Annotated in this window: 6 protein-coding genes and 2 pseudogenes; 5 read left to right on the top strand and 3 right to left on the bottom strand. The window is 34.2% G+C overall.

Annotation, left to right across the window (positions count from 1 at the left end):
- Nucleotides 1-4: 4 nt before the first annotated feature.
- The 3 genes and pseudogenes from IPI65_04825 to pruA form a co-directional block, all read right to left on the bottom strand.
- Nucleotides 5-961 carry a PorP/SprF family type IX secretion system membrane protein gene (locus IPI65_04825; GenBank protein ID MBK7440861.1) on the bottom strand — a complete coding sequence of 319 codons (957 nt, stop codon included), beginning with the start codon at nucleotides 959-961 and terminating at the stop codon, nucleotides 5-7.
- Nucleotides 958-2,193: a gliding motility-associated C-terminal domain-containing protein gene (locus IPI65_04820; protein ID MBK7440860.1), complete on the bottom strand. Its 1,236-nt coding sequence runs from the start codon at nucleotides 2,191-2,193 to the stop codon at nucleotides 958-960. Before IPI65_04820 ends, IPI65_04825 begins: the two co-directional genes overlap by 4 nt.
- A gap of 10 nt (nucleotides 2,194-2,203) precedes the next feature.
- Nucleotides 2,204-3,831: pseudogene (pruA, locus tag IPI65_04815) on the bottom strand (L-glutamate gamma-semialdehyde dehydrogenase).
- A 915-nt stretch (nucleotides 3,832-4,746) separates the two neighbouring features.
- Between pruA and IPI65_04810 the strand changes: the two are divergent.
- The 5 genes and pseudogenes from IPI65_04810 (at nucleotide 4,747) to IPI65_04790 (ending at nucleotide 14,375) form a co-directional block, all read left to right on the top strand.
- Nucleotides 4,747-5,625: a hypothetical protein gene (locus IPI65_04810; GenBank protein ID MBK7440859.1), complete on the top strand. Its 879-nt coding sequence runs from the start codon at nucleotides 4,747-4,749 to the stop codon at nucleotides 5,623-5,625.
- Nucleotides 5,577-8,975: a hypothetical protein gene (locus IPI65_04805; GenBank protein MBK7440858.1), complete on the top strand. Its 3,399-nt coding sequence runs from the start codon at nucleotides 5,577-5,579 to the stop codon at nucleotides 8,973-8,975. Before IPI65_04810 ends, IPI65_04805 begins: the two co-directional genes overlap by 49 nt.
- Nucleotides 8,976-9,424: 449 nt before the next feature.
- Entirely contained in the window at nucleotides 9,425-10,075 is a 651-nt protein-coding gene (locus tag IPI65_04800; protein MBK7440857.1) for an SAM-dependent DNA methyltransferase, read from the top strand.
- A gap of 1 nt (nucleotide 10,076) precedes the next feature.
- Nucleotides 10,077-11,635, top strand: a pseudogene (locus IPI65_04795) (Eco57I restriction-modification methylase domain-containing protein).
- On the top strand, nucleotides 11,628-14,375 hold the full coding sequence (locus IPI65_04790) for a DUF4926 domain-containing protein (GenBank protein MBK7440856.1): 2,748 nt from the start codon (nucleotides 11,628-11,630) through the stop codon (nucleotides 14,373-14,375). Before IPI65_04795 ends, IPI65_04790 begins: the two are co-directional and overlap by 8 nt.
- Nucleotides 14,376-14,386: the final 11 nt, after the last annotated feature.

Below are 14,386 nucleotides of genomic sequence, written 5' to 3'. Positions count from 1 at the left end.
GGTATCAGAAAAATCTTGGGTTTTTAATATTGTTATTGTGTTTGTTGAATCGGTAAACAAAAAACACTTCATGTGAAGGACTTAAAAATACCGCATCATCGCCCAACATCGAATTATAAGAATAACCGAATCCTGCTTCATGTTTGGTAATATCATTATCTGAAGCAAATAAATATTCAGCCGTAATCGAATAACTTTCGTTGGTTCGGTAACCACCGCCAATTAAAAACATATTGTTTAAAATAAAACTCATGTTTACATCTAACTGCGTAGGTAAACCGCTGGTCATTTTAACCATGGCATCCGGTTTTATCGCAAAGTTTTTTGATATATCGATAATGGTACCTAATGTTCCGTAAATGGCATTTGCCTGATCAAAATAATCATCATAAGGCGCGCCTTCGTTTTGTGTATCATCATCAGTTAATCCCAATAATGAAACGGTGCTCAATCCTAAATAATAATTGTCGCTGTGTAAATACAAACCGATACCGGCATTTGGCACCCAATACGAATCTGTTGCATTGGTAAACGTTGGGTCACCATCGTTAAATGCATCCAGTTTATTATAATTTACATTGTAATTAGCAATAGATAATTCAATGCCGATACTCGCAGTTAAATTCGAATTAATATGCATGCGATAGGCATAATCTAATCCCAAATAATTGGTATTGGTTACACCAATATTATCGTGAAAAAATTTAACGCCGACACCAATTTTATCATTGGCAAGTGGCGTATGTACGGTAAACGATTCCGATGCCGGAGCACCATCAATATTTACCGAATGGCGATGCAGAAAAAAGTTTGTTTCCAGCATGCCTTTACTTCCCGCATAAGCCGGATTAAACACCAGTTGATTAAAATGATACTGGTCGAACAATGGCTGCAACTGTGCATACGTTTTTCCCAACGCAAAGCAGCTTACTAAAAGTAACGTTGTGTATATTTTCTTCATCGTTTTACAACTATAAACCCTGCTATCGGATCGGTGAAACCATTAATTCTTAAAACGTAATAATATGTTCCTTCAGGCACATCACCCGAGCTGGAAATAAATTCAACATTACTCTTACCATCCCAGGTTTTGCTTTGGTCAACATTTTCGTAAACCAGACTGCTCCAGCGATCGTAAATTTTTAAATCGAAGCGACTGTTCGGAAATAAACCTTCAATTTCGAGTAAGTCGTTTATACCATCACCATTTGGTGAAAATGAATTCGGCACATGCACAATAATTTCGCCCGGAGGTGGTGTAGTAACTGTTACAGAAACCAAAGCCGTATCGCAACGGAACGGACAATTATCATCACACACTACATATTGAAATTCATCAATACCAATTTCAACACCGGTATAAAAAATGGTATCGCCAACAAATTCTACAAGGCCGGTTGCACCATCCAATAATAATTCGGTTATTGCAATTGCATCACCATCGCCATCAAAATCGTTTGCTAAAGCAGGAATGCTTACAATATTATCGATATAAACTTCTGCAACATCATCACCTAAATTTGGTGCATTAAAATTGGCAGATAAAACATTAATGGTAATTGTAGCCGTATCACAATAAATACTGCTACCAATTTTACAAACAGAATAAATTACTTCATCGGTGCCGAGGAAACAATCAAATGGTTCGTAATAAACAATTTCGCCACCAATTACTGTTGTTGCACCACTATTAGCATCATCTAAAATTTCAAATTCCAAACCCTCATCATCAATATCAATATCATTTAAAACAGGTTCAATATTAATGGGTGCATTTACATAAGTATTTACCACATCATCGTTGGCAATCGGTTTATCGGGAACCGGATTTACGGTCACAATAACCGTTGCTGAACCACAAATATCCGGGTCGGTATCAGCACATCCGTTGTAGGTAAAATTATCAGTGCCTGCAAAATCAGGATTCGGCGTATAGATTAAAACATCATTCACTTCATCAACTATAACAGTTCCATTTGCCGGAGGGGTAAGAATGGTGAGATAAACATTCGTTTCACCGGTGGTGTTTAAGTCGTTGCTCATTACATCGAAAATAGCATCTTCAAAATCCTCGTTAACCGAGTACACATCAGGCGCAGCATCGTAGCTTTGAGCGCTTGCATACCTTGTCACAAAAGTGGCTAAAAACGCTATGATCACATATCTCAACTGAATAGATTTAATCATCTTCAAAAATAGAAATTTATTCTGCATTTAAAAATGGATAACGATAATCGGTTGGTGGATTAAACGTTTCCTTAATCGTTCTCGCTGAAACCCAACGCAATAAATTCAGGATACTACCCGCTTTATCATTGGTTCCCGAAGCTCTGGCGCCGCCAAACGGCTGCTGTCCTACAACTGCTCCTGTTGGCTTATCGTTGATGTAAAAATTACCCGCAGCATGGCGCAAAACGCGTGTTGCTTTGGCAATTTCATATCTGTCCTGCGAAAAAATAGCTCCCGTAAGCGCGTAAGGTGAGGTAGTATTTACAATTTCCAGTGTTTCATCCCATTTTTCGGCATCATACACGTGAATGGTGAGCACCGGACCAAAAATTCCTCACACATCGTGCGGTATTTCGGGTCTTTGGCAACAATTACCGTAGGTTCAATAAAATAGCCCTTCGATTTATCGAAATTGCCACCCGCAACAATTTCCTGACCATCCGCTTTTGCTTTGGCGATATATCCTGAAATCGAATCAAATGCTTTTTCATCGATTACTGCGTTTATAAAATTGCCGAAATCCTCAACCGTTCCCATTTTCATGCTGCCGAGGTCATCCTGCATATATTTTTTCACATCCGGCCACAAATTGCTCGGCACATAGGCACGAGAGGCAGCCGAACATTTTTGTCCCTGAAACTCAAACGCACCGCGGCTCAGCGCCGTCGCCACCGCCTTCGCATTTGAACTTTTGTGCGCAATTACAAAATCCTTACCACCCGTTTCACCCACAATGCGCGGGTATGAGCGGTAGGTAGCAATATTATCGCCAATGGTTTTCCAAATGGTGCGGAACACCTCAGTAGAACCCGTAAAATGGATACCGGCAAAATCGGGGTGACTAAATATCACTTTACCCGCTTCACTACCGCTTACATGCACCAGGTTAATCACGCCATCAGGCAAACCCGCTTCGCGTAAAATTTCCATAATTACCCAGGCAGAATAAATTTGCGTATTTGAAGTCTTCCAAACCACAGTATTCCCCATCATAGCCGGCGCTGTAGGCAGGTTTCCGCCAATTGAAGTGAAATTGAACGGCGACAAAGCAAACACAAATCCTTCCAGTGCGCGATGTTCCATGCGGTTCCACATGCCCGGCAAACTTTCCGGCTGGTCGGTGTACACCTGCGTCATAAATTCCACGTTAAAACGCCAGAAGTCAATCAGTTCGCAAGCCGAGTCGATTTCCGCCTGAAACGCATTTTTGCTTTGGCCCAACATGGTGGCTGCATTCATTTTATATCGGTAAGGGCCGGTAAGCAAGTCTGCAGCCTTTAAAAACACGGCAGCGCGCTCCTCCCACGAAGTATTTTCCCATTGCGCCTTCGCCTTCAAAGCCGCATCAATCGCCATTTTCACATGACCTGCATCACCCTGATGATAGTGCCCAAGGGTATGACTCAGCTCATGCGGAGGATGAATTGCCACAGTTTTACCCGTCCGCACCTCTTTACCATCAATAAACATCGGAATATCCACCTGCATTGCTTTCAGTTCAGCAATAGCCGCCTTCAACAACCGGCGTTCCTCACTCCCGGGAGCATAACCCTTCACCGGCTCATTCACCGCCTTAGGCACACGAAAAATAGCATTAGACATATAAAAGGAAATTTTTTGCAAAGATAGGGAGCTTAATTGGATTGGTTGAAGCAGATGTTGTCACAAATTGAGATTTTTTGAGGTTGGAGCAGGGGCTTGGGGGCTTCGTGAGGGGGTTTTGTTCCGGTGCTACGCTGCAAGTCCTCTCCCGCTTAAGGCGGGATGCGGGCTTTACGCTGCGCCCCGGGCTAGGGGAGTTTTGGAGGTATTAATGGCAAGGTTTATTAGATAATTTTTTGTGATTTGTGACATGGTTGGTAGGCAGATAACAAGGAGTTTTTGCTTGGGAGCGTTGGTATTATTGGAGGTTTGTTTTTGTAATGTGACATGGAGGGGGGGAGGGGTTTTTCCGTGAATTTGATGGGTATACACTATTTCTCTAAATAAAATAATTATAACTTTATTAAAGTTAAAAATTTGCAAAAGTAAAATCCTGTAGTTAATATGATCAATACTTACTTCAAAAAAAAATCTAGAATTAAATATGAAAAAACTACACAAAAGATTATGCTTTATTTTGACATCAATAAACCGCATAATTCTAAATACATTTTTAAACTAATGAAACAATTAAAATTAATCTCAAATATTTTATATATAATCATTCTAACTCTCATATTAATTTTAACCAAGCAACATATGAAATATAAATAAAAGTAAAACCCAAAATCTTAATCATAAATTAAATTTATTACATTTTATAAATAAATATATTTATTACATGAAAACCACACTTTATAGCAGCTATATAAAAAGCATAAATCTCGAATTACAATCATATCCTGATTATGCAAATATTGAAGAATTGTCTTCCAACAAATATTTTATTGGGCGACAAAAACAAATCGAAACACTCGAACTTTTACTCAACAATAATAAAATTCGGGCTCTTTCCTTATTACCGGTTACAGAGGGATGGGTAAGACTACGTATGTCAATAAATGCCTTGAAAATCATAAACAAAAAAATAAAAATAATCAAAACATTATTGTTGCAAAAATAAATTTAGGGCAATCAAACATTAAAGAATTTGATATTTATCGTCAAATTCTTTTTTATTTACAGGCTAATTTGTTAAACCGATGTGAGGATATACTGAATAAAAACATTTTTAGCTTTAAACTATTGCCTATATTTACAATTGCTGCCTGGTCATTAATACTTTTCTTTTCTGCTAAATTTTCTGATTTAAATCTTAAGGATTATTTTGCTACCCCAATAAATTCAATTATTCTTGCTGGACTATTATCCATCGCAATTTCAATTCTTTTTATTTCAGCTCTACTTATGGTAAGGGCAATTCATCCGAAATACCGTCATTTTATTTTACAAAAAGGTATAAACCGTTTATATAATAGGTGCATTAGTCAAATTGAAGAAAATCATGATGAAGGTTTATTCATGGATAAATTTAAAATTAATTTAAACAGTTCAAAAAAAATTAATTATGTCATTGCAACACCTAAAGAAATAGAAAATGAAATTATAAATTATCTTGATAAAATATCCAAACTTCAAGACAAGAAATTTGAATTCATTTTTGTTTTTGATGAAATTGACAAATTAAATAATAAGCAATCCCCAACTTCCTATCATGAGGAGATGACAGATGTAAAACTTGCAATTAATACTACACTAAATAATAACTTCCGCCAACAAAGAGCGAGGGTTTTAGAATTTCTTGGTAGTTTAAAGTATCTTGCAACAACAGCAAAAGCGAAATTTATTTTTGTTGCTGGGCGCAAATGTTTGATGCTTCGCTTGCTGACGTTTCCGATAGACAAAGTTCTTTAAGCAGTATATTCCAACATGTAATTTATATTGATAGTTTCATAAAAGACAATACATATTCATCTGAAAATAGCAAATCAAAGGTTTTTACAGAGCTTATAGAAGTGTATTTGAGCAATTTATTATTATCCGAACATGTTTATACCCTAAATGATACATTTTTGAGTAAATACTATAAGCAATTGGTTCATAATAATGGTGGTGCTACTTCCATTGCAATTTTTAAAGTTGTTACGTGTTTGCAAAATTTGATAATTTATTTAACGTACAGAAGTAATGGTTCGCCCAAAAAATTAAAAAAACTAATAGATGAAAACGTAATTTTGATTCCATTTGAAAATTATTCTCAAAAAGACCACAAAAACATATTTATTTATGCCAAAAAAAATAATTCACTTGGCTCTAGCAAGTATTTTTTAAATATTAACTACTATAATCAGTATAAGTATAACTTCACTTCATACCTATACCGCCCCTTTATAATTTCAAATAGCAGGTACATAAAACGATATAGTGATAAAATGTTAGTTTCAATTACCTATTTAATGGATCATATAATTAAATTTCACCCTTTTGCGTTTAGTTTAAATAATCTTGAAACCGTCCCTGAGTTAATTTCTGAAACGAAAAATCCAGAATTAAGAGAATTTATAGAAAATTTAATAAATTATTTAAGCATAAATCACATCAGAGAAACTGAAATTGGGTTATTTGATTACAAATATTATAATAAAACATCAATTGAACTTACTTATATTAGTAAAATTTTTGAAGATGAGTCAGCTGCTTTTAATTTTTCGTTAGATGAGTCCTATGATATAAAATTATTTATTAAGATGCGCATAAAGGAACTACGTTCCATTTTTAAAAATTATAATTCGGTATCAAGCACAGACTCTATTCAATTTAATTCAATTGTTTTTCTGAACGCATTGCTGGCCGACATATCTTTTTTCGACCAAGAATATGACGAAGCAATTATATCATATTCGGATGCTATTTTAACATTAGGCGAAAAACCCACAGCAAATGATGATTATGGTAAAATTTATAACTATTGTAAATTGAAGTTAAAACTAGGATTAACGTATGAAAAAATGAAATCATATGAGCTTGCTTTAAGCCACTATTATGACGTATTAAATTATAGTAGAAAATATTTATCTGTAATAAATATTGAAAACGAATCGAATTCTTTATCACGAAAAGCTATAAGTACAATATTCACACAGTCATGTATAGCTTCTTTATATTTAGTAGAGAAAAAAAATCCAGAAGGAGTTTCAGCGTATGACCTAGAAGAACTCCAAAGCGCTTTAGACTCGTTAAAATTTAGTGATTATCTACATAAAATTGAAATACATTTTCTATTTTATAATTCTATTGGCCATTTACTTTTTTATAAAAATGCTCGCTTCGACAATTTTAAAATCAGTGGAAACAATTTAAGTTTCGACTTTGAGTCGGACAAACTATTTTGTTGGTTCAAAAGGAATTCTAGACCAGATATTCTTGATCAAAGACAATGTCTGGAGTCTTTAAAATGCTACCTAACAGCTGCATGTATTTTGTATCAAAAGACAAGTATTATTAAAGACAATAAAACTGTTGAATCTCTCACTATTTTATCTCACATTTATTCTATTATTAGGGCTAATAGCGCAAACCAATCAAAATCACTTTTAGTTAATTTTGCTCAACTATGCTCCAATATAGCAGATACTTTGCTTACAAATTTATACAATGATTATAATGCAGAATGCCTTGATTCAATAGAAATTAGTTGTAGCCAGTACTATTTAAATACTGAATATCTAGATCAATGGCATATTGCAGAGGTAAACAAACTGATACACCAAAAAATTACAGTAAGTAGTGGCGAAGTGTTTCAGATTATAATTTCACTTCTTTACACTTCTGGTAAAACATTTCTATGGGCAGGAAGAAGCGTTAGTTATGGATTTCAACTTAAAAAAATACTAAATATCTTTAGAAGAATTGCAGAAGTCAAGTTCTTAATTTATTATGAAAAAATAATTCGCAACTGCATATTTCCAGAATGCATAAATGTGGTAAGTTGGAACAGTTCAAGTACGGATAGGCAACAACTTGAAAAATATAAACATCATTTTAATCTTTTGGATCAATATTATCAACCTCATTTAACATCAAGATATCTATTCTCAGCAACTTCTGCAAACCCAGAAATAAGAGAAGTTGTACTTTTTTACACGTTTATTAATCACAAATTAAAAGTATCCGAATTAAAACTTGCCAACCAAAAATTTAAACAAGATGACCTTTACAACAGAATGAATTATCATACCTTATTATCGCAATATAATTTAGTAAGTTCTCAGTATATCAGAATTCATGAACTACACCTTCAGTATGCAATAAATTTCACACTTATTAACAACAGTAATAATAAAATATTGAGCTTTATTTCTGAAAAATGGAATCCTAAAAATGGATATTTCGACTCCTACAAAATAAATGATGCAAATATCCCATTTCCAATTGATAATATCAATTCTAATTTAATTCGAGTATTGGAATTAATTAAAATACAAATTAAAAAACAAAATTATGAAATAAAAGATATAGAATCATTAATTATGGAATTTAAAAGTAATAATTTATGGAAAATTGATGAAAAAATATTAAAATACATGTTAAAGAATAGCAAATTTTTAACAGAGAACAAATCAATATTCAATTATATAATCAAAATGAGCAAAATATTTGGTTATAAAAAAGAGGAGTTTGAAGAAGCGATGAACATTGTGAACAATTCAATTTACTGCCTTACAGAAATAATTAAGATTTACAACAGCAGTGGAATAAATTATCTAATCAATTATAGTTCGTTAGGCGATTATCATAGACGACTAGGAGAAATATTAAAGCAATTTGAATATTTCAAATTGGTATACAAATCTAGGTATTTTATGGTTGAAAATGAAAAAGGAATCAAAAATATGCTAAGAAATTCAATACACAATACAAAGGATTTAAAATTAAGTAAATGTAAAACACACGACCCCTTTTTAAAGCTTATTAAAGTAATAAACAAAGACTTTGTGATTACATTAAAACCCATTTCACAATTCCATTTAGCAATAAAAAATTATTACGAAGCGCTCCATTTGCACCAAGAACGATATCCCTACAAAATAAAACTAAGCAATATGTATTGCTTAGAGGATGATTTTAGTGATAACTTATATCATTTTGGCATAGCTTTGGAGCGGCAAAAAATTAATTCTGGTTATTTAAGACATCAAATTGACAAATTAAAAAAAGATGAAATAAATGATACCCCATTAATGAATTATGATTTCCATATTTAGGCTCCAGTTACAAAAATCCAATTCCTTTTCCCATAAAGATATTGTTAGAAAATGGCCTATTATGATTGCTTTTTTATAAAAAAAAGGTAACCATTTATGCCTTGGTGACATTGGTAAAATTTTGTTGTTAAATTAATTAGACCTAAATTTTTATTGAACTTATTACGGTCTAAACAAGCGCAATACTAAATCTACCCCAAAATTGATATTGCGTAATCCAGCAATATATGTCGCATAATTTTACAAAGGAAATACTTCTTTTTCGGATTTTTTGGTATTTTTGGACTGGTTAAATGAAACGGTATTTTTCCTTTATGATTATGAGTAAAAAGCCAAATACACTTATCACAATTGGTTAATTCCGACCAAATGCCCAACGGTTAATAACCAAAAATCGACATTTTTTGCTAAAGCACCCTGAAACTAATGAACCAAAAAAAGTAACTTAGTTGAACGAAGAACTAAAGACAGATAATCAAGTAAAATCCAAAAAGCGGGTTACAGAACACGGTGAAGTATTTACTAACCAGCGTGAAGTAAATGCTATGCTTGATTTAGTAAAACATGAAACAGAACGAATAGAGTCACGCTTCCTTGAACCTGCATGCGGAAATGGTAATTTTCTATCTGAAATTTTAAAACGTAAATTAGACATAATTGACACCCGATATAAAAAAAGTCAATATGAATGGGAACGTTATGCCTTACTTGCAATATCATCTATTTATGGTGTAGACATTTTGGAAGATAACGCTGCAGAATGTCGCGACCGTTTGTATACAAATTTTTCAAGACGATACTTGTCTAATTACGGCACAAATGTTAAAATTGAGTTTCTTAAAAGCATAAAATATATTATAAGTAGAAATATATTGTGGGGAGACGCTTTAGACTATACAAATCCGGTAACTAAAAAACCAATAGTTTTTTCAGAATGGAGTTTTTCAATAGGTGATATGATAAAAAGAAGAGATTTTATTTTCAAGTTTTTAGTTGAAAATTCTCATCAAACTTCAATGTTCAATGATGAAGATAATCCCGCAGCAATAGATGAACCAACTCAAGACTTTCCATTAATACATTACCTAAAGATCGGATAAAATGGTGCAAACAAACTATAATCCTGATGTTCTGTCCTGCCTTGCCAATTTGAGCAATGACGAAGTGTTTACACCACCCAGTTTAGTGAATGATATTTTAGACCTACTCCCAGCCAAATTGTGGAGCAATCCCAAATCTAAGTTTTTAGACCCAGTTTCTAAAAGTGGTGTGTTTCTGCGTGAAATCGCAAAACGATTGATGAAAGGTTTGGCAACCCAAATACCCGACAACCAAGAACGCATTAACCACATATTTAGCCAACAATTATATGGTATAGCTATTACAGATTTAACAGCTTTGCTTTCTCGTAGGAGTGTTTATTGCTCCAAAACAGCGAATGGTAAATACTCCATTTGCGAAACCTTTGATGACGAGCAAGGAAACATTCGCTACAAACAAATGAAACATACCTGGCAAAGTGGTAAATGTAACTATTGCGGTGCGAGCCAAGATGTATATGATAGGGTAGATGCCTTTGAAACCTACGCCTATAATTTTATTCACATAGACAAACCTGAAAAAATATTCAATATGAAATTTGACGTTATCGTTGGAAATCCACCTTATCAATTAAATGATGGTGGTGGCACAGGTTCAAGTGCAATTCCAATTTATCATAAGTTTATACAACAAGCTAAAAAACTTAATCCGACCTATTTAACTATGATTATCCCTTCTCGTTGGTTTACAGGCGGTCGTGGACTTGATGAGTTTAGAGACGAAATGTTGAAAGACAAAAGAATTAAAACATTACACGACTTTCCAACTGCTTCTGATTGTTTCCCAGGGGTTGAAATCAAAGGTGGAGTATGCTATTTTTTATGGGAAAAGGAATTTAATGGAAAAACGAAAGTATTTACTCACGAAGGCGGAGAAATAAAGTCTGAGTCTGAAAGAGTCTTATTAGAAAAGGGGCCGAAACATTCATAAGATACAATGAAGCAATTTCTATTCTACATAAAGTTCAGGCTTTAAAAGAGAAAAGTTTTGCAGAAATGATAAGTGCTAATGACCCTTTCGGATTTGATGTAAGAGTTGATGGCAGTTATAAAAGGGTAAAACCAAAATTCAAAAAAGAACCATTCAAGGATGCTGTTATGTTTTACTACAACGGATGGCAAAGAGAAGGAATTGGCTATATCAAAAAAGACAGTATCAGAAAAAATGTAGATTTAATTAACGACTATAAAGTTCTTATCACAAAGGCTTGGGGCGTTGGAAATATGGCAAAAGATTGGTTGAACCCTTTAATAGTTGAGCCGAATTCTTGTTGTACTGAAACGTATTTAATTTTGGGGCCTTTTGCTAAAAAATCCACAGCAGAAAATGCAGTAAGATACACTCAAACACGGTTTTTTCATTTATTGGTTTCATTGATTAAAATAACCCAAAACGCAATGAAAAAAGTATATTCGTTTGTTCCAATTCAAGACTTTGAACAATGTTGGACAGACGAAAAACTTTACAAGAAATACAAACTAACTAAAGACGAGATTTTATTCATTGAATCAATGGTTCGTCCAAACAGTGAAAACGAAAATTACGACACTGATGAGTAAAAAAGATTTTTTTCCACCACGCCCGTCCACCAATCCAACCATATACGCTTATGAATTAATAGGTGTGGATACGCATAAGGGTTTACTCAAAATAGGGTATACGGACCGAGATGCCCAAACACGCATTAAAGAGCAGTTAGGCACAGCTGCTATTCAATACAAAATTGTATTTGAAGAATCGGCTATGAAAAGCGATGGTAGTTCATTTACTGACTATGAAGTGCACCGCCTTTTACGAAAATGGAAAATAGTAAATGATAGCGGAGAATGGTTTAAATGTTCATTAAATGATTTGCGGAGAGCAATTCACCAAATCAAAACAGGTGAAAAAACAGAAGAAAATCGTATCCTTAATTTTGGTATGCGTCCTGAACAAGAAGCGGCTGTTAATAAGACCATTTCATATTTCAAGAGCTTCAAAAAAGAAAATAAAGATAGAACACCCCATTTTTTGTGGAACGCCAAAATGCGTTTCGGAAAAACATTTGCCAGTTACCAATTAGCAAAAAAAATGGCTTGGAAAAAAGTGCTGGTGCTAACATTTAAACCAGCCGTTGAAGATGCTTGGAAGGAAGATTTGCTATCTCATGTAGATTTTAAAGGCTGGCAATTCATTTCCAAACACGCTGATGAATTGTCGAGCCAGGATATTAACACTAAAAAACCATTAGTTTGCTTTGGCTCGTTTCAAGATTTTTTAGGAAAGAACACCAACACAGGGGGTATTAAAACCAAAAATGAATGGGTACATGCAACTGTGTGGGATTGTATCATTTTTGACGAATACCATTTTGGTGCATGGCGAGAAAACGCCAAGGATTTATTCGGTAAAGATTTAGAAGCTGAAAAAGAAATTGAAGAATATAATAAAATTGAAAGAGAAGGGATAGCCGAAGAGGATAAAACAGAACATTTGGAGAAAATTATCCCAATCAGCACTAATCATTATTTATATTTGTCAGGCACTCCTTTTCGAGCCATCAGTTCAGGAGAATTTATCGAAGAGCAAATTTTCAACTGGACATATTCTGACGAGCAAAAAGCTAAAGAAAATTGGGATAATTCCAAAGGTCCAAATCCTTACGCATCGTTACCACGGATGGTAATGCTCACTTATCAATTACCTGATTCCATTCGTCAAATTGCGATGCAAGGTGAATTTGACGGATTTGATTTAAATATATTCTTTTCAGCCGAAGGCGAAGGACGAAAAGTACGTTTCAAATACGAAGATGAAGTCCAAAAATGGTTGGATTTAATTCGAGGTTCGTTTAGCGAAACTACCATTGACCATTTAAAAATGGGAGCAAAAAAACCGCCTTTGCCCTTTTCACACGCTCCATTGCTCAAAGTACTGAATCATACTTTTTGGTTTTTACCGACCGTGGCTGCCTGTAATGCAATGGCATTGTTGCTAGAAAAACGACAAAATACATTTTATCACGATTACAAAGTTGTTGTTGCGGCAGGAATGCAAGCGGGCATAGGAATTGAAGCATTGCCTCCTGTTTTGAATGCTATGACTGACAATCCATTAGAATCCAAAACAATTACTCTTTCGTGTGGAAAGCTCACCACTGGTGTTTCTGTGAAACCATGGACTGGCATTTTTATGTTGCGTAATTCTTCTAGTCCCGAAACATATTTTCAAGCAGCATTTCGAGTTCAAACACCTTGGGTCATTAAAAATCCTGACAGCAAGTCACCAAATAAGGAAGAAATATTAAAAGAAGAATGTTATGTTTTTGACTTTGCACCTGATCGCGCTTTAAGGCAAATTGCAGATTACAGTTGTCGGCTCAATGTAAATGAAACAAATCCCGAAGCTAAAGTTGCTGAGTTTATAAACTTCCTTCCGGTTTTGGCTTATGATGGTAGCTCTATGAAACAAGTAGATGCTGCAGGAATTTTAGATATGGCAATGAGTGGTACAACTGCAACGCTTTTAGCTAGAAGATGGGAAAGCGCATTACTTGTAAATGTAGATAACCCTACACTTGCACGTTTGATGGCTAATGAAGAAGCAATGAAAGCATTAATGAGTATTGAGGGATTTAGAAATTTAAATCAAGATATTGAAACCATTATAAATAAATCGGAAGCAATTAAAAAATCAAAAAAAGAAGCCAACGATAGATCACTTACTAAGAAAGAGAAGCAGGAATTAACAGCAGAAGAAAAAGAATACAAAAGTTTAAGGAAACAAATACAAGATAAATTAATAAAATTTGCTACCCGTGTACCTGTATTTATGTACCTCACAGATTATCGAGAAAGAAGCCTCAAAGATGTAATTACACAATTAGAACCAGGTCTTTTTAAAAAGGTAACAGCACTTTCAGTAAGAGACTTTGAATTATTAGTTAGTCTTGGAGTTTTTAACTCTGCACTTATGAATGATGCCGTTTACAAATTCAAACGCTACGAAGATGCCAGTTTGGAATATATCGGAATCAATAGGCACGAGGGTGAAGATATTGGACTATTTGATACTGTTTTATCAAGACAAGACTATGAGGAAAGCTTTGAAAATATTTCAAAGTTAATTAATGAATATGCAATGGTGGTTGCAAATTCCAAAATCGATAAAGTCCCTAAAGGTTCAGTTGGCACAGTAGTGCATGTTTATGAAAATAGAGATGCTTATGAAGTAGAATTTATTGTAAATGATTCAAGTGTGACTGAAACAGTATATGGTTATCAAATTGATGAAAAACCAAAGCATGAAGATACCAAATAACAATCAGTCAT

Source organism: Bacteroidota bacterium (genome assembly GCA_016706255.1).
Lineage (GTDB): Bacteria > Bacteroidota > Bacteroidia > Chitinophagales > BACL12 > UBA7236.
Note: the sequence above shows the minus strand (reverse complement) of the source record. Positions and strands in the feature narration are given on the sequence as shown.